Origin of the sequence: Arthrobacter sp. AK01, from assembly GCF_021109375.1 — a bacterium.
Taxonomy (GTDB): Bacteria; Actinomycetota; Actinomycetes; order Actinomycetales; family Micrococcaceae; genus Arthrobacter.
Genome location: NZ_JAJOHP010000016.1, coordinates 1 through 23,116 on the forward strand (window position 1 = coordinate 1; position 23,116 = coordinate 23,116).

Genomic DNA, 23,116 nt, shown 5'->3' on the forward strand with positions numbered 1-23,116 from the left:
GGCCGCCTCTGCGGGGGGAACCACGACGGCGGGTGGGGCCGGTGCGGCCGGTGGCGGTTCAGGTGCTTCGGCGGGTGGCCCGGCTGGAGGCGGCTGGGCCGGTGCGGCCGATTCCACGGTTGCGCTGACGACGGCGGGTGAAGCCTGGCGCGCGAAGGGCATGGAGTCGCGGGCAGCGGACGGATCGGCAGGTTGCGGCAAATCGATGCCCGGGAGCTGCGGGGTCATGGCGATGGCCGCAATCATGGTTCCAGCCACCACAAGGGCCTTGAGGGTGACGCCCGGCACTGCCCGCCTGAAGCGGGAGGGTGATTCCGACGCTGGGGGAATGTGCAATTGTGGATCGCCCTGCAGAGCCATGGGAACTCCAAGCGGGAGTGGATCCGCTAGGAAAGCCGGAACGGATATTCAGAATCCCCAGACACTTTCGATTGTAGGAACTCCCCGGCCGATGTGAACCTTGTGGGGATACTCGTCTTTTTCCGGGGCGCTACTTGGATGTAGCGTCCCGCCGGCGTCAAACAAGGCCGGGAAGTAGAAACAACCTAGCTTTCTTTAGAAAAGTCAGCTACGTTGACCGCATGCCTCTTCGTTCCGACTGGTCCGCCCGTACGTGCAGCCTTGCCCGCGGCCTCGACGTCCTTGGCGATCCCTGGGGGAGCCTGGTCCTGCGGGAAATCTTCTTCGGCAACGGCCGGTACGACGCGATCAAAAAGCGCCTCGAGGTTGCGGACAACGTCCTCAGCAAGCGGCTGGGATGGTTGCTCGAGTCCGGCCTCCTGGCCCAGCGCCCCTACCAGGACGGCAGCCGCACCCGGCAGGAGTACATCCTCACGCCCAAGGGCGAGGACGCGCTGCCTGTCCTCAACGCCATCATCATCTGGGCCGAAAAGCACCTGGATGCACCCAGCGAGGTGTCCCATATGAAGGTCATCCACACAGACTGCGGACAGGCCACGTCCTCGGCAGACACCTGCACGCATTGCGGCACTCGACTCACCGCGGCAAACACCAGTTGGCACAGCCTCAAACGCAGCGACCATCCACTGCCGTTGGCCATCGCGCCACAGAACACCCGCACCATCGAAACGGAGATCTCCGCATGACCGCTCCCGACGTCACAGGGACACCGCCCGGAACAACCGGCGCTCCCACCGGCAAACGACGGCGACTGCATCCGGCCTGGATTGTCGCCGCGGTGGCGTTCCTTGCCCTCGTGGGAGCAGCCGGTTTCCGTGCAGCGCCCGGCGTGCTCATGGTCCCGCTGCAGCAGGAGTACGGCTGGTCCACCACGGTGTTGTCGCTTGCCGTCAGTATCAATCTGGTCCTCTTCGGCTTGACCGCACCCTTCGCGGCGGCCCTCATGGAGCGCTTCGGTATCCGCAAGGTCACCTCGCTCGCGTTGTGCCTCATCGGCCTCGGCTCGGCCCTCACTGTCTTCGTGAACCAGTCCTGGCAGATCCTGCTGACCTGGGGGCTCCTGATCGGACTCGGTACGGGCTCCATGGCCCTGGTCTTCGCGGCCACCATCGCCAACACCTGGTTCGCCAAGAGCCGTGGGCTCGTGATCGGGATCCTGACTGCCGGCAGTGCCGCCGGGCAGCTGGTGTTCCTTCCCTTCATTGCCGCCCTGGCCCAGAACCCGGGCTGGCGGGGCGCCTCCTTGCTTATCGCCGCGGGTGCGCTCGCGGTTGTCCCGCTGGTGCTGCGCTGGCTGCGGAACTCACCGGCCGACGTCGGGGTTTTGCCCTACGGCGCCGAGGCACCTGAGGTGAAGGCCGCCGACGCCGGATCACCCGCGACGTCGGCAGGCAAGCCTGACGCTGAGGTTGCCTCGTCTGCTCCGAAGGACTCCGCCAATGCCGCGATCCGTGCCTTGCAGGTCCTCAAGCGGGCGGCCAAGGTCCGGACGTTCTGGGCATTGGCCGCAGGCTTCGCCATTTGTGGAGCCACCACCAACGGGCTTATCGGGACACACTTCATACCTTCCGCCCACGATCACGGAATGCCCGAAACCACGGCGGCAGGCTTGTTGGCCGTCGTCGGAATCTTCGACATCGTGGGGACCATCGCATCCGGTTGGCTGACCGACCGCTTCAACCCCAAGATCCTGTTGGCCGTGTACTACCAGTTCCGTGGGATCGGGCTGCTGGTCCTGCCGTTGCTCCTGGGCTCATCCGTAGAGCCGAGCATGATCATCTTCGTAGTGGTGTACGGGCTCGACTGGGTTGCCACCGTGCCTCCGACTGCGGCGATCTGCCGCTCAGTGTTCGGCGCTGACGGTTCCGTGGTGTTCGGCTGGGTGTTCGCTGCCCACCAACTCGGCGCCGCGGCAGCCGCACTCGCCGCCGGCTTCATTCGCGACGCCACCGGGCACTACAACTACGCCTGGCTCGGAGCGGCAGCCATGTGCACAGTGGCCGCAGTCATCAGCGCCACCATTCGTAAGGATGCCGCAAAGAAGGAACCGGTCGCGGTCGCCTGATGAGACGTTGCCTGAGGCCGGTTGCGGGGCCCACTCTGCGCGCTATTTGTGCCTGAAAGCGCGCATAGCGGGCCCCACAACGGGAGTCCTAGCCCGCTTCGGTGATCCGGAACGTCAGGGTACGGGCCTCAGGGCGCAGTGCATGGTCCGGCCACACGTCCGGTCCGCAAGCCCTGGATCCGAGGCCGTGCTGGGCGGCGTCGAGGTACAGGTAACTGCCTTGGCTCGCCGCCAACTCATGCGGGTGGCCGGCTGCTGAGATTTCCTGTGCCGTGTGCCGGGCGAGAGTGAAGCCCGGCAGGCGGCCACCGGAGTCAGGGGCGGCGTCGAGTTTCAGCCAAGGAGTACCTGCCTGCTGCAGGTCAAGCGACCGCACAGCACTCCGGTGACCCGATTCCTGTGGCTTGGCGTAGGGCACCGTGAGCTCGTCAATGCCTGCCGAATACCTGCCCACCAGCGTCGCGTGCATGCTGTCCGGGTACGATTCACGGGGCCCGGCGCCGAACCATGAAGCTCCGTCCACGGAGCCCGGCAGATCGAATCGGACGCCGATGCGTGGCCAGATCATGTCCCAGCCGGTGCTGGGAACAATCTCCACACGAAGCCACAATTCGCCGCCGGACAGTTGCCAGTTCTCCTCCACAGAGACCCAACGGGCGGCGTCGGCGGCGGCGTAGCGGGTGTGGACCACCACGCCGGTTTCGTCGGCGGAAACCTTCTCAACCCGGGCGGTGATCCGGTCCAGGCCAGCAGCACGCCACACTGATTCCATGGACGGGGCAGGCGTTCCGTTGCCGTTGTTGAGCCATGGATCGGCGAGGTCGTAGCTGCCGCGGCCAGCCCCGGCGTCGTTATCCGTGGGTGCCCGCCACAACTCCAGCCGCGGTCCGGATACCGAAAGCCCGGCAAGGGAGGCCAACCGGCCGTCCTCGAAGACGGCGGGGCCCAGCGAGACGGTGCCTTCCGCAATGTCGGCTTTACGTTCGGATGATGCCAGGGGACGGGGTCCCCTCAGGGGACGGGTTTCGGTCAGATCCAGCTGCGCCGCGGAGATCACATGCCCGGCCTCGGCCCACGCAGTGTCCTTCCCCAGGGCGGCCTCCACCGTGAGCCAGTACTCACCGGATGCCGCGCCCGCGAACTCCGGCAGTTCGATCAGGGTCGTATCGCCGGCGGCCAGGGGCGTGCCCGCTGACGTGACGACGTCGAGCTCTCCGGAGACCTGCACAAGGCCGTCCACCTCGGTGCGCCAGCGCAGCACGACGTCGGACGCATCGGCCGTGTGCCGCAGGTTGGCGACGGAGACGAAGCGGCGAGTGCCGCCGTCGTGCGTCTCCGCACTGAAGTTCAGGCGCAGGGGAGCGACGATCTGCTTGTACTCAAAGAGCCCCGGGCTCGGCGTGGAGTCCGACAGGACCATGCCGTCCATCACGAAGTTGCCGTCGTGGACAACCTCGCCGAAGTCGCCGCCGTAGGCGTAGAACTCCGTGCCATCGGCGGTGGTGGTGCGGATACCGTGGTCCCGCCACTCCCAGACAAACCCGCCGTGCAGCCGCGGGAAGCGGTCCACCAGGTCCTCGTATTGGTCGATCGCGCCCGGGCCGTTGCCCATGGCATGAACGTATTCGCACAGGATGAACGGTTTGGTGCGCTGCCGTGCGGACTCTGCCGCGGAGCAGCCCAGCAAAAGCGAGCCGGAATCGTCGCGGCCAATCGCCTCAGTCTCAGGAACGGAGGAGTACATGCGCGAGTAGACATCCGTGTAAGCGCCGGTGTAATCGCCTTCGTAATGGACGGGCCGGCCGGTGTCACGGGCGTGGGCCCATGCGGACATGGCAGCCAGGTTGGAACCTGTGCCGGACTCGTTTCCGAGGGACCACATGACGATGGACGGGTGGTTCTTGTCCCGTTCCATCGTGCGCTCCATCCGGTCCACATATGCTTCGCGCCAGGCGGGGTCGTCGCTGGGATTGCCCACCCAGCCATGCCGTTCGAAGCCATGCGTTTCCAAGTCGCATTCCAGGATCACCCAGAAGCCCATCTCGTCGGCGATGTCCAGCAAACGGGGGTGCGGCGGGTAGTGGCTGGTGCGGATGGCGTTGACGTTGAACTGCTTCATCAGGGCAAGGTCGGCCCGGGCGAAGTCCTCATCGAAGACCCTGCCGCGGTCCGGATGCGTTTCATGGCGGTTCACGCCGTGGAACACCACGCGCCGGCCGTTCACCAGGAACTGGTCGCCCTTGATCTCCACCGTGCGGAATCCCAGGCGCAGGGAGATGGTCTCGCCTTCGCTTGCCACCGTCGCGTTGTACAGACGCGGAACCTCCGCGGACCAGGGTTCGACGGCGGTGATCGCCACCGGGGCGACGTCGGCAGGGGAGGACCATACGACGTCGACGTCCAGCTCGGGGACGGACAACCGGATGGGGTAGGCGGCTGCATCGGCCGTGATTTCGGGGTCGATGGTGCCCGCGCCATTGGCGAAGGATGTCCTCAGCCAGACGTCGTCGATGCCCTTTTCCGGACGTGCTTGGAGCGTGACGTCCCGAAAGATGCCCGGCATCCACCACTGGTCCTGGTCCTCGACGTAGCTGGAGGCTGACCACTGGTGAACGCGGACCGCGAGCACATTGTGTCCTGGACGGATTGCTTCGGTGACATCAAATTCCTGTGCCAGCCGGCTGCCCGTGCCAACGCCGATCTCAAGGCCGTTGACCCACACTTTGTACCGGGATTCGACGCCGTCAAAACGCAGGATTGTCTTCCCGGCGGCGCTCCAGTGTTCCGGTACCTCAAAGCTCCGGCGGTAGTCGCCTGTGGGGTTATCGTCCGGGACGTGGGGAGCATCAGTGGGGAACGGGAATTGGACGTTGGTGTAGATGGGCCGTCCGTAGTTACCGTCGCCCTCCAGGACCCAGTGCGCCGGAACGGGAATCCGGTCCCACGCGGAATCGTCCAGGGTCTCCTCAGCGATGCCTTCGATTGCCTCGCCCGCAGGGAGGACACCGCGGCCGCCCGGGGTTCCCGGTGCGCCCGGGAGGAGCCGGAAACGCCACTGTCCATTCAGGGAGAGGGTCGGAGCATCTGTGTGCAGCCAGGAGCGGGCAGGGAGGCGGTTCCCGGATCCCGGTCCGGTGTCTGTGATGTAGCTGGCGTCGGACATTATTTAACGGCTCCTTCTGTCAGTCCGCCGCGCCAGAAGCGCTGCAGGACAACCATGGCGATGCTGAGCGGAATGATGGAGAGCAACACTCCACCGGTGGTCAGTTCATAGAATTCGGGCAAGCGGTCAACCTGGCTCAGCCAGTTATTCAGCCCCAGGGTGATGGGGTAGAGCTCTGAGTCGGAGAGCATGACCAGCGGCAGGAAGTAGTTGTTCCAAATACCCACCAGCTGGAACAGGAAAACGGTCACCAGTGCCGGGGTCAGTACTTTGAGCCCGATGGTGTGGAAGATACGGAGTTCGCCGGCGCCGTCGATCCTGGCGGCCTCGATCAGCGAGGTGTCCACGGTGGCCTGCGCGTAGATCCTGCACAGGAACAGGCCGAACGGCGAGACCAGCGATGGCAACAGGACGCTCCAGTATGTGTTGGCCAGGCCCATCTGGCTGAACAGCAGGAAGAGGGGCAACGCCGTGGCCGTGCCGGGAACCAGCACGCCACCCAGGATGGTGCCGAAGACCAGATTCCGGCCACGGAATTCGTACTTGGCCAGTGCGTAGCCTCCAGCGGCAGCGAAATACGTGGCCAGGAGCGCACCAACGCCGGCATAGATCGCGGAGTTCAGGAACCAGCGGCCGAAGATGCCGTTGTCGTAACTGACTACCCGGCCGATGTTTTCCCACAAGGAGAACGTTGGCGCGAACCAAAAGCCGTTGGTGGAGAAGAGATCCGCCGTGGACTTGGTGGAGGCAACGAAGACCCAGTACACGGGAATCAGGAAGTACAGGGCCACCACCACCAAAAGTGCGGTGACGATGATGGTGGATGACCGTCGTCGTCCGGCTGAGCGGTCCGGACCGGAAGAAGGCTTGCTGCGTACCGGTGCGGTGGTTGGTTTCGTGGCTGTGACGGTCATGATGACTTCCTGTTCGTCAGTGCGAGGAAGGCGAAGGACAGGGCGAACGCGGCCACGGCGATGATGACCGACTGGGCTGCTGCGACGTTGTAGTCGTTATAGGCGAAGGCCGTGGTGTAGGCGCTGAGGTTCGGCGTGTATTGGCTGTCGATGGCAGGGGCTACAGTCTTGAGGACCTGGGCCTCGGCGAAGAGCTGGAGGGTTCCAATGATGGAGAAGACAGTAGTGAGCATGAGGGCCGGGCGGATCAGGGGGAGCTGGATGCTGCGGGCCACGCGCCACGTGGAGGCCCCGTCCACCTTGGCGGCCTCGTAGAGTTCCACCGGGATGGCTTTGAGCTGCGCCACGATGATCAGCATGTTGTAGCCCGTGTAGCTCCACGTGACGATGTTGGCGATTGACCACAGCACGCTGTTGGCACCCAGGAAATCGGGCGTCAGGCCTACGATCTTGGCTGCGTCGAACAGTGGGCTGAGTCCGGGCACGTACAAGAAGGACCACAGGATGGTGGCGATGACGCCGGGCACACCGTACGGGAGGAAATAGGCGGCGCGGAAGAAACCCGGCCACTTTGCCGAGGCCGATTCCAGCATGAGTGCCAACGCGGTGCATAGGACAATCATGACGGGCACCTGGACGATGCCGAACAGCAGCATGCGGCCAATCGAGGCGACGAAGCTGCCGTCTGCCAATGCTTGGGCGTAGTTGCTGAAACCGGCGAACTCACTGGTCACGCCGGCTTCGCCGAACAGGCCGCTGCGCGTCACCTTGGTGAAGCTGGACATGATGGCCACAACAATTGGGAGCAGGAACGTGAGGATGAAGAGCCCCAGGAACGGTGCCAGCAGGAGCCAGGGTGCGCGTCCGGCAGCACCCGTACGTTTGCCACTCCGGGCCGCTGTAGCGGGACGCTGCACAGTGGGTGCAGTGCGGGTAGTCGTCATGCCGTTTCCTTCCGGATGGTGAGGCCCTTGTTCTTGAAAACGGTGATGATCTGCTGTTCCGAGGCGGCTATGGAATCCACCAACGAGGTCCCAAACGCCTTCTTGCGGAAACCGTCGCTGAGGATGTTGAAGGACTGCTGCGTCACCGGCCACCAGGACCAGTCAGGGTTCTGCTGCTGAGTGGCAGGGACGAAGACTTCCTCGTTGTAGCGCTGACCGCCGAAGAACGCCGACGGTTGTTGGCGGTCCGATCCGATGAAGTCGGGATTGGGGGACCAGCCGATGCCGCTGTTCTTGATCTCGGCGTCGATTCCCTCCTTGGATGTGGTCAGCCACACGGCAAACTCGAGGGCTTCCCTGGGGTGCTTGCTGTTGGCGAGGACGGCAGCCGTGGAACCGCCAAGGTAGGTGGAACCGAACCCGGTGCCGCCCCACGTGGGCATGGGCGCAACCCGCCATTTTCCCTCGGAGCCGCTGACGCCCTGAACCAGGGCATCGCCCCAGCTTCCGGTAATGGTCGAGGCAATGCCGCCCTTGCCTGCCGCAGCGAACCAGCCCGGCGAAAAGGCGCCATACGCGGTGGTGACGAGGTCGTCGTCGATCGCTTTGTCGAAGAAACGCGCGGTGTTCAGCGTGGCGTCGTCGGTCATGTTGATGACCCAGCCGTCCTCTTCGGGACGGAACCAGGCGGCCCCGGCCTGTGCGGCAAACGAAGCGAACGGCGAGGCATCGCTGATGGGGAAGCAGTCCAGATAGGTGTCAACCGCCCTTAGCTCCGTGGCAACGCCGGCCCATTCATCCCAGGTTTCCGGGGTGCTTGCGCCCACTTTGTCCATGATGGCGGGCTGGTAGAACATGCCCATTGGTCCGGAGTCCTGGGGGATGCCGTAGATTCCGCCCGTGTAGCTGACTTGCTTCCACAGCGTGGGGTCGTAAAGGTGCGCGTGCTGGTCGGCACCGTAGCGGGAGAGATCCACCAGCCCGTTGACCAGCATGAACTCGGGAATGGAGCGTAGTTCAACCTGGGCGAGGTCCGGTCCGCCGCCTGCAGCGAGGGCCGAGTAGAGCTTCTGGTATCCGCCGGCATTGCCGCCTGGAATCCACACCACGTCCACCTGGATGTTCGGGTTGGCGGCATTCCAGATGTCGGCAACGTTCTGGAAATCCTTGAGCCAAGCCCAGTAGGTGAGCCGCACAGGCCCGCCGGCAGCGGGGATGGTTGGGGCAGCGTTGACGGACTGGGTTCCTGGAGTAGCGCACCCGGCCAGCAGGCCCATGGCTGCTGTACCCAGGCCTGCGCCCAGGAGTTGTCTTCGCGTGAAACGGGTCATGAGCCTTCACCTCTTCGTGTCAGGTTGACTATGCCGGCGCGCGGATTCGTGGGTCCCGGCAGCGGCAAGTGTGACCACGGTAACAGAAAATTCGAGTACTTACTCGAATTTCATATTCGAGGATGTAACACGCATGTACACTGACTAGCCATGACCACAAAGGACGTGGGCCGCGCAGCGAGGCGGGGCCCGTACGCGAAATCCGAGGAACGGCGTCGGACCATCCTCGACGCTGCCCATGCGGTGTTCGCTGCCCGTGGTTACCGCGGGGGATCCCTGCAGGACGTTGCCGATCGCGTAGGCCTGAGCCAGACAAGCCTGCTGCACTACTTCCCGTCCAAGAGCGACCTCCTCATGGCAGTCCTGAAGCGCCGCGATGAAATCACCGGCGGCTCATTCCCCGATGACATGGAGGAAGGCCTGGTGGACTCCGTGATCCGGACAGCGCTCTTCAACGAGGACATTCCGGGCGTCATCGAGCTGTACACGGTGCTCTGCGCCGAGTCCGTCACTGATGGCCACCCGGGTCGGGAGTACTTCACGGAGCGCTACCAACGCTTGCGGAGGAGCTACGGCCGCCGCTTCGCTGAACTGGCGGCCGAGGGCAGGCTCCGCCCCGGAGTTGATCCTGATGAAGCTTCCATGTCGTTGGTTGCCTTGTGGGACGGGCTCCAGACCCAGTGGTTGCTGGCTCCCGACGACGTGGACGTGGTCAAGGGCCTTCGCGGCTATTTCAAGCTCCTGGTCCTCCCCGAGGCCTGACCCAACCAGGTAACAGCACATGTCCCGTTGGGGGCCCAAACCGACATGTGCTGCAACCTGGTTGGGTGCGTTAGCCGCGAAAAGCCCCGATGCCTGTGATGTGCTGGCCCAGGATCAGGGTGTGGACCTCGTCCGTGCCTTCATAGGTCCGCACGGATTCCAGGTTGCTGGCATGCCGCAGGGGTGAGTAGTCGAGGGTGACGCCGTTCCCGCCGAGGATGGTCCGCGCTTCGCGGGCGATCTTGATGGCCTCGCGGACGTTGTTCAGCTTGCCCAGGGAAATCTGCTGTGGCTGAAGGTGTCCGGCATCCTTCAGGCGGCCCAGGTGCAGGGCCAGCATGGTGCCCTTCTGGATTTCCACCAGCATGTTCACCAGTTTCTCCTGCGTCAGTTGGTAGCCCGCCAACGGGCGTCCGAACTGGAGTCGGTTGCCTGCGTAGTCCAACGCAGCCTCGTAGGAGTCGCGTGCGGCTCCCATGGCACCCCACGCGATTCCGTAGCGCGCCTCGTTCAGGCAGGAGAATGGTCCCCGAAGTCCCATGGCACCCGGGAGGATGGCATCTGGACCAAGCCGCACGTCGTCGAACGTCACATCGCACTGAACGGACGCGCGCATGGATAGCTTTGGCTCGATCGGTGTTGCCGCTACCCCGGGGGTTCCAGCGGCAACCAGGAAGCCGCGGATACCGTCCTCAGTGTTGGCCCACACCACTATGACGTCAGCAATCGACGCGAGCCCGATCCACCGCTTGGCACCGTCCAGGACCCAACCGTCGGACGTTTCGCGGGCAAAGGTCGTCATGGACGAAGGATCCGAACCCGCTGTCGGTTCCGTCAGGGCAAAGCATCCAATCAGCTCGCCGGCCGCCATGCGTGGAAGCCACTGCCGCTTCTGCGCCTCCGAGCCCCACTTATGGATAGCTGTCATGGCGAGTGAGCCCTGCACGGAAACGAAGGTGCGGATCCCGGAGTCGCCGGCCTCCAGTTCCATCGCTGCCACACCATATTCGACGGCGGTCCGGCCGGGACAGCCATAACCCTCCAAATGCATACCCAGGACGCCGAGCTCGCCCAACTCGGGAGCGATATCACGCGGGAAAACTGCGTCCTCGTACCAGCGGGCGATGTTTGGCCGGATGCGGTGGGCAGTGAAGTCGCGGACCTTTTCGCGGAGTTCAAGCTCGTCCGCGGTCAGCAGTGAGTCGAGGGCCAGGACGTCGGAGGTGTTCGTCGTTGAATCGCTCATGCCAGCATCCTATGGCCGCCGGCATGTGTGCTGTCGCACATGGCAGGCAGGCCGGGGGAGTGCCTCAGTAGTATGGGTGCGGGGGTCGCACACTTCCCCCGTTGCTGTTCGGTTATCTTGGGGGAATTTGCATGGCACTGCCTGACGTCGATTTACGGACCACGGCGGATGCCGCAACGCCGCGCAAAGATGAACCACGATCCTCGGTATTGCTGCGTTTGTTGCCACTGGCCGTGGTAGTGGTTCCCGTCTGGATGATGCTCGCGGACTGGGCCAAGCAGGGCCTGGACTTCAGCGTCTACTGGTTCGGCGGGAGCATCCTGAACCAGGCAGGCGGTTCGCCTTCGGACCTCTACGGTCCCAGCGTCGCTTCTGCCGGCGGGCCGCACCTCCCGTTTACCTACCCGCCCTTCGCAGCCCTTGTCTTCGGGCTGCTGGCGCGATTGCCACAAACTGCCGCGCTCATGCTGTTCAACATTGCCGGTGTGGCCCTGGCTGCGTGGGTAGCTGTCACGATCGTCAGGTACTGGTCGTCCAAGCCTGACCTGCGCAGCGCGCTCGCCTCCACCAAGAGCTGCTGGGTAGCAGCTGGCTTGTTCCTGGCGGTCCTGCTCCTGGGGCCGTGGCGCGAAACCCTGGCGTTCGGGCAGATCAACATCCTGCTCATGGGCCTGATGGTCATCGACCTTCTGGGCGGTTTCTCCAAACGCCGCGGCTTCCGGAGCAGCGGCTTCCTGGTGGGTGTCGCCGCCGGCATCAAACTGACGCCGCTGGTCTTTGGCTTGTACTTCCTGATGCGCAAGGACTGGCGTGGGCTGGTTAACATGTCCATCGGTTTCGCTGGCACAGTGCTGCTCGGCTGGCTGTTGCGACCCGCAGAATCCCTGCAGTTCTGGCTGGAAATCCTCCCCGACACATCACGTATTGGCGGCGCGGGGTACGTCGACAACCTCTCCATCAAGGGTGCCCTCTTGCACTTCGGTGTTCCACACGATGCTGTGACCGTGCCTTGGCTCGCTTTGAGCCTTGCCACCATTGTCCTGGCTGCGTTGCTCATCAGGGCCGCCAGCGTCCAAGGCGCACGCGTGACGGCAATTTCGACGACGGCACTTGCCATGTTGCTCATCAGCCCGGTCTCATGGTCCCACCACTGGGTCTGGATGGCCGTGGTCCTGCCGGCATTCGCATGGACCATCAAGGAAACGCCTGCCCGTTACAGGACCCAGCGGATGGTGATGGGCGCAGTCCTCGCGGTATCGACGCTGGTGTTCTTCTCTTCGCCCAAGACCATCGGCCTGGCGCTGGGGTCCACTGACCTCAACGTCCAGACACCCGGGCTTTGGATCATGGCGTCCAGCGCGGGTGTGTTCTGCGCTGTGGCAATCCTGGTTTGCTGGTTCGGCGCCTTCAGGCGTAATTCCATCCGTGACGTGGACGTGCCTGCCCGCCTCCATCGATGGGCCCTGAGGCAGCGCTAAGCCCGCGGACCGCAGCCTACTCGCCGCTTACTACGCCAACCTGGGCACGCTCACCTGTGAAGTAGCCACGGGTTGACGGCGCGAAGCGGCACACCACAGCCAGCACAACGCCCAGGGCCAACAGCAGCACGCCACTGACAAAAGCCCCGCCGATGCCGAAGATCCGGGTGTCCCCGTAGGCCGGGTCCCACATTTGGACGGCCGAGATGAAGAACGCAGCCGTCAGGGACAGCGCACCCAGGAACGGCAGGATGCCACGGAACCACAGGTTCCGGGCGGAGTCCCGGAGCGTGGAGCGGAAGAACCACACGCAGGAGAACCCGGTCAGGGCGTAGTAGAACGCAATGAACAAGCTGATGGCGCTGATGGAGTCGGACAGCAGGTTTTCGCTGAGGAAGCTCATGGCCACGTAGTACACAACGGCCACCGCACCCATGACCTGCGTGGAGAAGCCCGGGGTCATGAACCGTTCGTGGACCTTACCGAACCGCGCCGGAAGCGCACCGTGCACGCCCATGGACAATGTCCCGCGTGCCGTGGGAAGAATGGTGGTTTGCGTCGATGACAGGACCGATGCCAGCACAGCCACAATGATCAGCCAGCCCCATGGGCCCAGCACTACGTCCTTCATGGCCAGGAAGACGTCGTCCTGGTTGGCTTCGTTGCCCAGGCCGATGCCGTCGGTACCAATCGTGGCGTACATCATCACCAGCAGGGCAACGGAAACGTAGATCGCCACCAGGACGGAGGCTGAGATGACCGCGCCGCGACCGGGAGTCTTGGCCGGGTTCTCTGTTTCCTCGTTGAGCGCCAGGCACGTGTCCCAGCCCCAGTAAATGAACAGCGCCAGCAAGACACCGTGGACCACAGCACCGGGATCGGCAAACGCGCCGGCAGGGTTGAACCATTCGAAGTCGAAGGCCTGGCCTTCGGGTGCTCCGCCGGCGATCCGGACGATGATGGCCACAGCAAAGATGCCCAGCGAAATGTACTGGATGTATGTCAGCGTGCGCTGGACGTGCTCACCCAGCCGGATGCCACGGTGGTTCACGTACGTCATGAACACGATGAACAGCACGCCGGTTGCCGTCACCAGCCATGTGTTCTCAGCCAGGGAACCATCGCCGATCAGCAGCCAAAGGTACTTGCCCGCAATTTGCGCCAGGTTGGCCAGGACCACGATGCCAGCCAATGCCACACCCCAGCCGCCCAGCCAGCCGGCCCAGGGGCCGAAGGCCTTGCGGGCCCAGAAGAACGTGGTGCCGCAGTCCGGCATTGCGCTGTTGAGTTCACGGAAGGCGTAGGCGATGAACAGGACCGGGATGAAGCCAAGGATCAGGATCAGCGGCGTGTAGTTGCCGTTGACGGCAACAATGAGCCCCAGGGTCGCGGCCAACGAATAGACGGGTGCGGTGGATGCCAGGCCCAACATGACGGAGTCGCCAAGGTCCAGGATCCCGGCGTGGAGGCCTTTGGGAGGTACGACGGCGGTACGGTCGCCGCCCGCTTGGCCGCCACCCGGCGTCGAGGTTTCAGTGCTCATAGTGCGGCTCCGTAGGAAGTAGCAGTGGGCGCGACAGGCGCGGGGGAGTCAATGGTGTTGGGTACAAAGCGGCAGAAGTAGTCCGTGATGGGGCCATCGGATTCGCGGATTCCACAGCCGACGGATTCGCCATCCACCACCCACAGACCCAGGACGGGATGATTGCCGTCGAAGTCCGGGAGGGAGTGGTACTGCTGGAAGCACCAGCCTTCACGGCCGTAGCCGCCGGGTTGCTGGATCTCGATGCCGGGGGCGTGGATGCGGATGTTGTCGCCTTCGCGCCCATGCAGCGGCTTGGCCACCCATTCCTTCAGGGGTCCCGGGTCGCCAAGATATGCAGGCAACAGGTTCGGGTGGTCCGGGTAGAGATGCCACAGCGCGGCCAGCAGTGCCTTGTTGGACAGGAGCATCTTCCACGCCGGTTCAACCCAGCGCGGGTTGTGGGCGCGCTGCAGGAGGCGGTGCCCGAAGGGCTCCTTCATCATCAGTTCCCACGGGTACAGCTTGAACATGGTGCTGATCATGAAGTTGTCCAGGTCCACGAACCGGTTCAGGTTGGGGTCCCAGCCGATGTCGGACATATTGATGCCGATGGTGGTCCAGCCACCTTGGCTCGCGACATCCCGCATGTAAGCCGCTGTCATCCAGTCCTCGCCGGATTCCTCTGCTTCGGAGTGGGCCACGTGCAGGGTGCTCATGCCGGTACGGAACTGCAGCTTCTTCCATTGCCGGATCAGGGCCTCATGGATCCCGTTCCACTGGTCCTTGTCCGGAAAAACGTCCTGGAGCCAGAACCACTGGGCAACGGAGGCTTCGATGAGCCCGGTGGGAGTGTCGGCGTTGTACTCCAGCATCTTGGCCGGACCGCCCTTGCCGTCATAGATGAAATCGAAGCGGCCGTAGATATCCATGTCGGCAGCCAGCAGCGACTCGCCAGCCAGTTCAAGGGCCTGCTGCCCGATGCCGATATCGCCCATGGCTCCGGTGGCCAGGTACTTCGCGGCCTCCAGGCACATGATGTGCATGTCCTCGGCGGTCTTCTCGAGGGTTTCCACCTCGTCCATGGTGAATTCGTAATAGGCCGATTCGTTCCAGTATTCGATTTTGCGGCCATTGGGCATGGTGGTGGTGGAAAATACCAGGCCCTGTTCTTCGATCTTTTGCTTCCAGTCCGGCCTGGGCACGGAGGAGAGTCGACGCACGCCTAGCCTCCCGAGCTTCCGCCGCTTTTGGAGCTGCTGCCGAAACCGCCGCGGCTGACAGTGCCGCCCTTGGTGCTGTAGCCGGTAGAGGATTTTGCTCCCGTAGGCACGTTCTTGGTGTAGCTCGGGTAGGAGCTGCGGTTTTGCCCCACCGCGGGCACACTGGCTCCCCGGGAGTAGAAGTACCAGGCATAGACCGCGGAGCTGCGGCCGGCCGAACTGCTGTTGTTGCACTCGTTGTCGTCAACGCGTTCGCCGGTTTCCTCGTTGAAACAGACCTGCGCGTAGTCCGCTTCCTGCTCATTGCTGGCAACGATCGCGGTAATGGTTCCAGCCAGCAGGGCAGTCACGCCCAAGCCCACGACGACGGTGCGGCGCTGGGAACGCTTCTTCTTTTTCGCTGCCTCAGCTGCTCCTCGCTCGCGTTCCTTGGCGAACGGGTCCACGACGGGGAGGGGTTGGCCGGGCTGCGGCGCGCCATTCCCGGTCTGGGGTGCACCGGCAGGCACCGGACGCTTCTTGCCCTTGCCTGTACTTTTCGCCGGCTCCTGGCCGCCCTCGACAGGCGTAAACAGCTCGGGGTGGAGTTCGGGCTTTGGCACCTGCCAAGGTGGGGGCTTGGGCGGATTGTTGCCCGCTCCGAAGTCGGCGTTGTTGTCCCTGCTGCCGCCGTCGTTGCCGGCTGCGTCAGGGCTGTCTTTCGGGCCCATGTGTATCCCCCTGGATAGACCGTTGAAGTGTCCGGCGCCACGCCGGACCAGAATGCTCAGAGCAAGCCTAGTCCTTGCAGGCGGCGTCGGCACCGGTGACGGGCGTAAATGGGGAGAACTACCCAGCGGGCCAACCATGTAAGGATGTAGCCATGGCGGCACCAGAGGCACATGGCAACGGCGACGACGGCGTGCTGCTGCGGCTGCCGCCGGTTCGCGGCATCGGCCAAGGCCGGGTGGTCACCGGTTTGGTCCTTGCGCTCTTGCTGCCGCCCGCCGTCGAACTTCTGGTGACGGTCCTCGATTTCCGTAACTTCGCGATCACCATGCTGCTGCAACTGGCGGTGGCGGTTGCCGTCGCCGCGATCGGTGGTTTGTGGCCGGCGGTGGTGGCCGCCGTGCTGGGAAGCTTCCTCCTCAACTATTTCTCGGCAGATCCTGTCGGCTCGCTCTCCATCGCCGACCCCACCACGTTGTTCACACTTGTGGTCTTCCTTGCTGTTGCCTGCGGCGTGGCACTGGCAGTCGGCCTGGCCAGCCGGCGCGCCCAGGAGGCAGCTCGCTCCGGAGCCGAGGCCACGGCCTTGAGCGAGTTGGCCCTGAGAATCCTGAGTTCGGACGGCAGCCTGGAAACGTTCCTTGAGAAGGTCCGCAGCAATCTGGGCATGGAAGCGGTGACCTTGCTGGGCTCCGCGGGACCGGGTGGGCCGGCAATGCCAGGTGCGGCTCCTTCGTGGCAGGTGCTGGCGAGCGCCGGCCACAATCCGCCGGTGACCCATGCCGCCGCCGACCACGCCGCCGTCGTCGATCCGCATTACACGCTGCTGCTGCGCGGCGGTCCGTTATCGCCTCAACGCCAGCGTCTGCTGGCCGCCTTCGGGGCCTTCGTCGTGGCCGTGCGGGAACGCCAGCAGTTGGTCAAGAGCCGCCGGGACAACCTGCGGCTGTCGGAGGGCAACAAAATGCGGACGTCCATCCTGCGCGCTGTGTCGCATGACCTGCGGACCCCGTTGGCGGGCATCAAGCTCGCGGTGAGCAGCCTGCGCCAGGAGGACGTGAGCTTTCCGCCGGAGGTCGAGCGGGAACTGCTGGAAACCATTGAGGAGTACGCAGACCGCCTGGATCACTTGGTGGACAATCTCCTGGACATGTCCAGGATTACGGCCGATGCGGTCAACCCGTTGCTGACCGGCATCGTGTGGGCTGACGTGCTGCCCCAAGCGTTGCGGGGTGTTCCACCGGAGCACCTCCGCAATGAACTTCCGGCCAACCTGCCTCCGGTGCAGGCTGATGCCGGCATGCTGGAGCGCGTGGTGGCCAACATCGTTGAGAACGCCGTGAAGTACGCGCCTGACTCTGATGTGGTCCTGACTGCCCGGGCCGGGGCCGGCATCACGTTGGGCGACCGGCCCGCCAGTGAATTGAGGATCGTGGATCACGGCAGGGGGATGGGCCACGATGAAGTCCTCACCATGTTCCAGCCTTTCCAACGCTTTGGTGATTCGCCGTCACAGACCGCGGCGGGCGGAATCGGCTCCGGCGGTGGCATCGGCCTTGGACTGGCAGTGGCTAAAGGGTTCAGCGAGGCCATGGGCGGCAGGCTCGCCGCCGAGCCGACGCCGGGTGGTGGCCTGACCATGGTGGTCACCCTGCCGCTGTGGACAGGTGACGCGCAATGACGCTGGTTCTGATCGTCGAGGACGAGGCCCGGATTGCCCGCGCCATGCAGATCACCCTTCAGGCGCACGGCTACCAGGCGCTGTCGGTGGGCACGGGGGCCGAGGCCCTCCAGGCCGCTGCCAAGCAGCCGGTGGAGATCGTGGTCCTGGACCTTGGGCTGCCGGACATGGACGGCGTGGAGATCATCCGCCGCATCCGTGGCTGGAGCAGCATGCCCATCATCGTGCTGTCCGCCCGGCACGCGTCGGAAGACAAAGTGGAAGCGCTCGACGCCGGTGCGGACGACTATGTGACCAAGCCTTTCGGTTTGGATGAGCTGCTTGCCCGGCTTCGGGTCGCCTCCCGCCGTGTCGTCACCGAACATGAGGAACCAACCCTGGCCACTGCCGACTTCATGGTGGACCTGGCCGGCAAGAGGATTGTCAAGGATGGCTCGGAAGTCAGGTTGACGCCCACGGAATGGAACATCCTGGAACTGTTGGTCCGGAACAAGGGGAAACTGGTGAGCCAGCAGCAGATTCTCACCCAGGTCTGGGGACAGGCCTATGCCAAGGAAACCCAGTACCTTCGCGTGTACATTGCCCAGCTGCGGCGGAAGCTGGAGCGGGATCCGGCGGAGCCGCGCCATCTGCACACGGAAGCAGGCATGGGCTACCGTTTTGATCCTTAAACCTTCCTGGGGCCGTCCGTAGACTGGTCCCATGAACACCGCTTCCCTCGTTGCCGTCTGCCGTGTCCACCAGTTGCTGCCCGATACCGGCAGCGTGGGAGTCACGGCCATTGACAAGCGCCCCGTAGAAGGTCCCGTCAAGGTCCACAAACTGGGACTTCACGGGGATGTGCAGGCAAGCCGGCTCGATCACGGCGGGGAAGACCAAGCGTTGTACGCCTACTCGCAGGCGGACGCGGACTTCTGGTCAGGTGAGCTGCTGCGCGAGGTAACGGCTGGCCTCTTCGGCGAGAACCTGCGCGTTGCAGGAATCGAGACCACGGGTGCAGTGATCGGCGAACGATGGAAGATTGGCCTGGACGTGGAAGTGGAGGTCACGTCTCCCCGTGTTCCGTGCGCCACGTTCCAAAGGGCGTTGGGGGAGCCGCAGTGGGTGAAGCGCTTCACGCAGGAAGGCCGCGTGGGGACGTACCTGAGGGTGATCAGGACAGGGACCATTTCGGCGGGAGACCACATTCACCGCACGTTCGTCCCCAAGCACGGCATTACGGTGGGCCAGTGGTTCAACGAGCCCACGCCGGACATCGTCCAGGTCCTGCTCGACGCGGAAGCCGACGGCGAAATCCGGCTCCAGGATGAGTACCACTCAAAGTTCGAGAAGGTCCTTCGCCGCCACGGCCTCTAGGGCCTTTTCATGGCCTCGGGGCGGGTGTGGAAGCCGAGTGTGAACAAGCTCACCGGCCATCATGGGGCCTTAAGTCGCGGTGACGCCGCACCTTGCCCTACACTTGAAATATCCCCCACTCCGGAAATCCCTTTATCCTGCCCAATTCTTGAGGCAGGACTGGTAAGTGTTGGGGCCCGCAATTGTGTGCGGGCATTTTCATAGGGAGAGCCGGCTAAAGAAAACGCTGTACAGACTGCTGGGATAGCAGCCAAGAGATGCAGCGGGAAGTCCTGCCATGGGATTGCGATAGCGCCGGACTTCTTGCGGGAGCAGGGCACTTTGCCTGCCTTCGCGACGAGTACTGCGGCCAAGCCCAACCGGGCCGCGCCGACTGCCCTATGGATGAGGAATTTCCCCCTATGACCGAAAATCTCAACGAAAACTTCGACGCCCAGACCGTAGAGTCCGCTGATGCAGTGGAGACCACCGCGCCCGCCGAAGTTGAAGCACCGGCTGCTGCCGCTGCCCCCGTCGAGAATGCTGCAGCCGAGTCTGCAGCTCCCGCCTTCACCGAAGCTCCTGCCCCCAAGGCAGAAGAAGAGGAAGAAGAAGGCGTCCGCTTCGTCGATCTTGGCATCGACGGTCGCGTTCTGGCCGCCCTGCAGGACGTCGGCTACGAAAAGCCGTCTCCCATCCAGGCCGCCACCATCCCGCTGCTGCTTGAAGGCCGCGACGTCGTTGGCCTGGCCCAGACCGGTACCGGCAAGACCGCAGCATTCGCTGTTCCGGCCCTGTCCCGCCTGGCTGAGCTCCATGACCTCAATGGCCCGTCCCGCAAGACCCAGGCTTTGGTCCTGGCCCCGACGCGCGAACTTGCCCTCCAGGTTGCCGAGGCCTTCACCTCCTACGCCAAGCACATTGACGACTTCACCGTCCTCCCGGTCTACGGTGGCTCGGCCTACGGCCCGCAGCTGGCCGGCCTTCGCCGCGGTGCACAGGTTGTTGTCGGTACCCCCGGCCGTGTGATCGACCACATCGCCAAGGGTTCGCTGGACCTTTCCGAGCTCCAGTACCTGGTTCTGGACGAAGCTGACGAGATGCTGCGCATGGGCTTTGCCGATGACGTTGAGCAGATCTTCCAGCAGACTCCCGAGACCCGCCAGGTTGCGTTGTTCTCTGCCACCATGCCGGGCCAGATCCGCCGCATGTCCAAGCAGTACCTGAACAACCCTGCTGAAATCTCGGTGAAGTCCAAGACCACCACCGGTGCCAACACCAAGCAGCGTTACCTCCAAGTCATGGGCCCGCACAAGCTGGACGCCCTGACCCGCATCCTCGAGGTTGAAGAGTTCGACGGCGTTATCGCCTTCGTGCGCACCAAGATGGCTACCGAGGACCTCGCCGACAAGCTGAAGTCCCGCGGCTTCCAGGCTGCCGCCATCAACGGCGACATCCCGCAGCAGCAGCGCGAGCGCACTGTTGACGCGCTGAAGGAAGGCCGCATCGACATCCTCGTGGCCACCGACGTCGCTGCCCGTGGCCTTGACGTGGAGCGCATCAGCCACGTCATCAACTACGACATCCCGCATGACACCGAGTCCTACGTGCACCGCATCGGCCGTACGGGCCGTGCAGGCCGTTCCGGTGACGCGATCCTCTTCATGACGCCGCGGGAGAAGTACCTGCTGCGTTCCATTGAAAAGGCCACGCGCCAGCCGGTGGAGCAGATGCACCTCCCGACTGCCGAGACCGTCAACACGCTGCGTTTGGGCAAGTTCGCTGAGCGCATCACCGAGACCCTCGCGTCCGAAGACGTGGCAGCGTTCCGCGACCTGATCTCCTCCTACGAGGAAGAGCACAACGTTCCGGCTTCCGAGATCGCAGCAGCCCTGGCCGTCATGGCCCAGGGTGGACAGCCCCTGCTGGTCAAGGAACTGCCCGCAGCTCCTGAGTACCAGAAGCGTGAGCGCTCCAAGGACGGCTTCGGTTCCCGTGGCCCGACCCGTGCTCTCACCGAGGGCAACGCTACTTACCGGATCGCCGTCGGACGCCGTCAGCGCGTCATGCCGGGTTCCATTGTTGGCGCCATTGCCAACGAAGGTGGCATCTCCTCGGCACAGATCGGCGGCATCGACATCCGCTCGGACCACTCCTTGGTGGAGCTCCCGGCAGACCTGAGCCCCGAGCAGCTGCGTGCACTGTCCCGCACCCGCATCGGTGGCGAGCTGATCCACCTCGAACTGGATAACGGCCGCAAGCCCAGCGGCGACCGTGGCGGTTACTCCGGTGGTGGCGCCGGTGGACGTGGTGGCTATGGCGACCGCGAGAACCGTGGTGGCGGCAACTTCAAGGGCAACGGTGGCTTCAAGAAGGACTTCCGTAAGTCCGAAGGTGGCGAGCGTACCTCCGCTGACCGTGGTGGCCGCTCCTACAGCGACCGCTCCGAGCGCACCGCAGGCAGCTTCGGCGACCGCGACCGCGGCCAGGCCAGCGGGTCCCGCTTCGGCGGTCACGGTGACGGCGCCCGCAAGCCCCGCAGTGGCGGCGAAGGCGGACACCGCGATTTCAACCGCAAGGGCAAGTGGTAAACACTTCCTGGTGGTAAACACCAAGTAGTTCCCGTCAGGGGGTCGGCTTTCGAGCCGGCCCCCCGACGTGTTTAACGGGGTTACATGCGCCCGTGCCCCGCCGTACCATCAAGGGGCTGGCTGACTTGCCACAGGAAACAGGAGGGTGCTCCATGGGATTGCTGGACAACGTGAGGAAGAACCTGGGCTTCGGCAACAAAGTCCATGGTGAAAATGATCACAGGGACCATGCCGCTCCGGAAGCGGCCCCGGACGACCAAACGGCCGTAAGCCAGGCAGCGGAGGATGCGGCCGCCGTCGAGGTTTCAGCTCAGGATAAGGCGGCAGCCGAGGCTGCAGCAGCGCAGGCCGCCCAGCAACAGGCGACCGCTGACGCCGCAGCAGCGCAGGAGGCCGAACAGGAGGGCCTGGAACCCGGGGCCCCGGAAGTCCGGCCGCAGGCGCAGGAGGCGGCCTCTGAGGCCGCAGCAGGGTCCGGCCAGCCAGGACCTGTGGCCCCGCGGGTCACCGAGGTAGTTGTGGAACAAGGCGACACCATGGGTGGCATCGCTGCCCAGTTCGGGGTGGACCTCGGCGCGCTGATCGCAACCAACGCAGATACCGTTCCCAACCCGGACCGGATCTACCCTGGACAGGTGCTCCGGCTGCCCTGAAATCAGGTGCCGAAACAGCAGGAAATAGATCAGCAGAACAGCGTCTTCGCAAATTGTGTCGGCGTTGTTTTTCCGCGGTCTTTCGCCGATTTGTAGCTTCTGAAAACGTCCGGTAGAGTATTTACTCGTTGCCCCCCTAGCTCAGTGGTAGAGCGCGTTCTTGGTAAGAACGAGGTCACCGGATCGATTCCGGTGGGGGGCTCTGAATGAGGGCCTGTGTCAAGGCGGTTTTGACCGGCTTGGCACAGGTTTTTCTCATTCGTGGCGGTGTAGCTCAGTTGGTTAGAGCGCACGACTCATAATCGTGAGGTCGGGAGATCGAGCCTCCCCACCGCTACAGAGCAAGACCCCGCAGCTTTCGCCTGCGGGGTCTTTTTTCATTCCGTGGGACAGAATGGGTTCATGAGTCGAATCGCAATCATTGGCGGCCACGGGAAAGTGGCCCTGCATCTGTCCCGCATCCTCAGTGGCGAAGGTCACGATGTCACGTCCTTCATCCGGAATCCCGATCATGTGGCAGATGTCACGGACACCGGCGCCACAGCCGAGGTGCTGGATGTCGAAAACTCGAGGACGGCGGAACTCGCCCAGGCGCTCAACGGACACAACGCCGTTGTCTGGTCTGCGGGGGCCGGCGGCGGCAATCCGGACAGGACCTATGCGGTGGATCGGGATGCCGCTATCCGCTCCATGGATGCCGCAGCCCAGGCCGGAGTGCGGCGGTATGTGATGGTGTCCTACATCGGCGCCGCCAAAGACCACGGCGTCCCGTCGGACCACCCGTTCTTCGCCTATGCGGAGGCTAAGGCGGCCGCCGACGATTACTTGCGCAGCACCGGCCTTGACTGGACCGTCCTAGGTCCGGGAACCCTGACGGATGAGCCGGCCACGGGATTGATCCAGACGGACCCGGAAAACCCCGGCGACGGCACGCAGACCTCGCGGGCCAACGTTGCCCTGGTCACCGCGGCAGTCCTGGAACTGCCGGGCACCATCCGCCGGACCATCACGTTCAAGGATGGAGCAGAGGACGTCGTGGACGCCCTCACGCAAGACTGACCAGGGACTGACTTCAGCCCG

The 23,116-nt window shown here is 64.1% G+C and carries 18 protein-coding genes, 2 tRNA genes and 1 pseudogene; 12 read left to right on the top strand and 9 right to left on the bottom strand.

What is annotated here, in order from left to right; all coding sequences use genetic code 11:
• A pseudogene (locus tag LN996_RS07465) lies at positions 1-360 on the bottom strand (hypothetical protein); the annotation flags it as partial.
• A gap of 221 nt (positions 361-581) precedes the next feature.
• On the opposite strand from LN996_RS07465, the gene LN996_RS07470 reads away from it, so the two are divergent.
• On the top strand, positions 582-1,106 hold the full coding sequence (locus LN996_RS07470) for a helix-turn-helix domain-containing protein (protein WP_231339792.1): 525 nt from the start codon (positions 582-584) through the stop codon (positions 1,104-1,106).
• Positions 1,103-2,485 carry an MFS transporter gene (locus LN996_RS07475; RefSeq protein ID WP_231339793.1) on the top strand — a complete coding sequence of 461 codons (1,383 nt, stop codon included), beginning with the start codon at positions 1,103-1,105 and terminating at the stop codon, positions 2,483-2,485. The genes LN996_RS07470 and LN996_RS07475 overlap by 4 nt, the downstream gene beginning before the upstream one ends.
• Before the next feature lie 88 nt (positions 2,486-2,573).
• Here LN996_RS07475 and LN996_RS07480 read toward each other — a convergent pair whose 3' ends face one another.
• The 4 genes from LN996_RS07480 to LN996_RS07495 are packed head-to-tail and all read right to left on the bottom strand — an operon-like array spanning position 2,574 to position 8,837.
• Positions 2,574-5,648: a glycoside hydrolase family 2 TIM barrel-domain containing protein gene (locus tag LN996_RS07480; RefSeq protein WP_231339794.1), complete on the bottom strand. Its 3,075-nt coding sequence runs from the start codon at positions 5,646-5,648 to the stop codon at positions 2,574-2,576.
• Positions 5,648-6,562, bottom strand: a complete 915-nt coding sequence (locus LN996_RS07485; RefSeq protein WP_231339795.1) for a carbohydrate ABC transporter permease — start codon at positions 6,560-6,562, stop codon at positions 5,648-5,650. The genes LN996_RS07480 and LN996_RS07485 overlap by 1 nt, the downstream gene beginning before the upstream one ends.
• Positions 6,559-7,506, bottom strand: a complete 948-nt coding sequence (locus tag LN996_RS07490) for a carbohydrate ABC transporter permease (RefSeq protein WP_231339796.1) — start codon at positions 7,504-7,506, stop codon at positions 6,559-6,561. The genes LN996_RS07485 and LN996_RS07490 overlap by 4 nt, the downstream gene beginning before the upstream one ends.
• Positions 7,503-8,837, bottom strand: a complete 1,335-nt coding sequence (locus tag LN996_RS07495; protein ID WP_231339797.1) for an ABC transporter substrate-binding protein — start codon at positions 8,835-8,837, stop codon at positions 7,503-7,505. Before LN996_RS07495 ends, LN996_RS07490 begins: the two co-directional genes overlap by 4 nt.
• Before the next feature lie 150 nt (positions 8,838-8,987).
• On the opposite strand from LN996_RS07495, the gene LN996_RS07500 reads away from it, so the two are divergent.
• The gene (locus tag LN996_RS07500) at positions 8,988-9,599 is read left to right on the top strand and encodes a TetR/AcrR family transcriptional regulator (protein WP_231339798.1); all 612 of its coding nucleotides are present in this window, start codon (positions 8,988-8,990) and stop codon (positions 9,597-9,599) included.
• Between the two features lie 70 nt (positions 9,600-9,669).
• Here LN996_RS07500 and LN996_RS07505 read toward each other — a convergent pair whose 3' ends face one another.
• The gene (locus LN996_RS07505; RefSeq protein WP_231339799.1) at positions 9,670-10,845 is read right to left on the bottom strand and encodes an acyl-CoA dehydrogenase family protein; all 1,176 of its coding nucleotides are present in this window, start codon (positions 10,843-10,845) and stop codon (positions 9,670-9,672) included.
• A gap of 131 nt (positions 10,846-10,976) precedes the next feature.
• Between LN996_RS07505 and LN996_RS07510 the strand changes: the two genes are divergently transcribed.
• Complete coding sequence (locus LN996_RS07510) at positions 10,977-12,323, top strand: glycosyltransferase 87 family protein (protein ID WP_231339800.1); 1,347 nt, start codon at positions 10,977-10,979, stop codon at positions 12,321-12,323.
• Positions 12,324-12,339: 16 nt separating this feature from the next.
• Here the strand turns inward: LN996_RS07510 and LN996_RS07515 are convergent, their stop codons facing one another.
• The 3 genes from LN996_RS07515 to LN996_RS07525 are packed head-to-tail and all read right to left on the bottom strand — an operon-like array spanning position 12,340 to position 15,778.
• Positions 12,340-13,866 (bottom strand): APC family permease, encoded by a 1,527-nt coding sequence (locus LN996_RS07515; protein WP_231339801.1) that lies wholly within the window; start codon positions 13,864-13,866, stop codon positions 12,340-12,342.
• On the bottom strand, positions 13,863-15,068 hold the full coding sequence (locus LN996_RS07520; protein WP_231339802.1) for a glutathionylspermidine synthase family protein: 1,206 nt from the start codon (positions 15,066-15,068) through the stop codon (positions 13,863-13,865). The genes LN996_RS07515 and LN996_RS07520 overlap by 4 nt, the downstream gene beginning before the upstream one ends.
• A 2-nt stretch (positions 15,069-15,070) precedes the next feature.
• On the bottom strand, positions 15,071-15,778 hold the full coding sequence (locus tag LN996_RS07525) for a Tat pathway signal protein (protein WP_231339803.1): 708 nt from the start codon (positions 15,776-15,778) through the stop codon (positions 15,071-15,073).
• 152 nt (positions 15,779-15,930) lie between these two features.
• Here LN996_RS07525 and LN996_RS07530 point away from each other — a divergent pair, with 152 nt between their 5' ends.
• The 8 genes from LN996_RS07530 to LN996_RS07565 all read left to right on the top strand — a co-directional run bounded on the left by LN996_RS07530 (position 15,931) and on the right by LN996_RS07565 (position 23,095).
• Complete coding sequence (locus LN996_RS07530) at positions 15,931-17,457, top strand: ATP-binding protein (protein WP_231339804.1); 1,527 nt, start codon at positions 15,931-15,933, stop codon at positions 17,455-17,457.
• Positions 17,454-18,128, top strand: a complete 675-nt coding sequence (locus tag LN996_RS07535; protein ID WP_231339805.1) for a response regulator — start codon at positions 17,454-17,456, stop codon at positions 18,126-18,128. The genes LN996_RS07530 and LN996_RS07535 overlap by 4 nt, the downstream gene beginning before the upstream one ends.
• A 31-nt stretch (positions 18,129-18,159) precedes the next feature.
• The gene (locus tag LN996_RS07540; protein ID WP_231339806.1) at positions 18,160-18,813 is read left to right on the top strand and encodes an MOSC domain-containing protein; all 654 of its coding nucleotides are present in this window, start codon (positions 18,160-18,162) and stop codon (positions 18,811-18,813) included.
• Positions 18,814-19,214: 401 nt separating this feature from the next.
• Complete coding sequence (locus LN996_RS07545) at positions 19,215-21,383, top strand: DEAD/DEAH box helicase (RefSeq protein ID WP_231339807.1); 2,169 nt, start codon at positions 19,215-19,217, stop codon at positions 21,381-21,383.
• Positions 21,384-21,535: 152 nt separating this feature from the next.
• Positions 21,536-22,036 carry a LysM domain-containing protein gene (locus LN996_RS07550; protein WP_231339808.1) on the top strand — a complete coding sequence of 167 codons (501 nt, stop codon included), beginning with the start codon at positions 21,536-21,538 and terminating at the stop codon, positions 22,034-22,036.
• Positions 22,037-22,166: 130 nt separating this feature from the next.
• Positions 22,167-22,238, top strand: a tRNA-Thr gene (locus tag LN996_RS07555).
• Between the two features lie 61 nt (positions 22,239-22,299).
• Positions 22,300-22,373 (top strand) — tRNA-Met (locus tag LN996_RS07560).
• 65 nt (positions 22,374-22,438) lie between these two features.
• Positions 22,439-23,095, top strand: coding sequence for an NAD(P)-dependent oxidoreductase (locus LN996_RS07565; RefSeq protein WP_231339809.1), 657 nt, complete (start codon positions 22,439-22,441; stop codon positions 23,093-23,095).
• The last annotated feature ends 21 nt before the right edge of the window (positions 23,096-23,116 follow it).

Coding starts and splice junctions, on each gene's coding strand:
- LN996_RS07470 (WP_231339792.1), top strand. CDS start 582: ATGCCTCTTCGTTCCGACTGGTCCGCCCGTACGTGCAGCCTTGCCCGC.
- LN996_RS07475 (WP_231339793.1), top strand. CDS start 1,103: ATGACCGCTCCCGACGTCACAGGGACACCGCCCGGAACAACCGGCGCT.
- LN996_RS07480 (WP_231339794.1), bottom strand. CDS start 5,648: ATGTCCGACGCCAGCTACATCACAGACACCGGACCGGGATCCGGGAAC.
- LN996_RS07485 (WP_231339795.1), bottom strand. CDS start 6,562: ATGACCGTCACAGCCACGAAACCAACCACCGCACCGGTACGCAGCAAG.
- LN996_RS07490 (WP_231339796.1), bottom strand. CDS start 7,506: ATGACGACTACCCGCACTGCACCCACTGTGCAGCGTCCCGCTACAGCG.
- LN996_RS07495 (WP_231339797.1), bottom strand. CDS start 8,837: ATGACCCGTTTCACGCGAAGACAACTCCTGGGCGCAGGCCTGGGTACA.
- LN996_RS07500 (WP_231339798.1), top strand. CDS start 8,988: ATGACCACAAAGGACGTGGGCCGCGCAGCGAGGCGGGGCCCGTACGCG.
- LN996_RS07505 (WP_231339799.1), bottom strand. CDS start 10,845: ATGAGCGATTCAACGACGAACACCTCCGACGTCCTGGCCCTCGACTCA.
- LN996_RS07510 (WP_231339800.1), top strand. CDS start 10,977: ATGGCACTGCCTGACGTCGATTTACGGACCACGGCGGATGCCGCAACG.
- LN996_RS07515 (WP_231339801.1), bottom strand. CDS start 13,866: ATGAGCACTGAAACCTCGACGCCGGGTGGCGGCCAAGCGGGCGGCGAC.
- LN996_RS07525 (WP_231339803.1), bottom strand. CDS start 15,778: ATGGGCCCGAAAGACAGCCCTGACGCAGCCGGCAACGACGGCGGCAGC.
- LN996_RS07530 (WP_231339804.1), top strand. CDS start 15,931: ATGGCGGCACCAGAGGCACATGGCAACGGCGACGACGGCGTGCTGCTG.
- LN996_RS07535 (WP_231339805.1), top strand. CDS start 17,454: ATGACGCTGGTTCTGATCGTCGAGGACGAGGCCCGGATTGCCCGCGCC.
- LN996_RS07540 (WP_231339806.1), top strand. CDS start 18,160: ATGAACACCGCTTCCCTCGTTGCCGTCTGCCGTGTCCACCAGTTGCTG.
- LN996_RS07545 (WP_231339807.1), top strand. CDS start 19,215: ATGACCGAAAATCTCAACGAAAACTTCGACGCCCAGACCGTAGAGTCC.
- LN996_RS07550 (WP_231339808.1), top strand. CDS start 21,536: ATGGGATTGCTGGACAACGTGAGGAAGAACCTGGGCTTCGGCAACAAA.
- LN996_RS07565 (WP_231339809.1), top strand. CDS start 22,439: ATGAGTCGAATCGCAATCATTGGCGGCCACGGGAAAGTGGCCCTGCAT.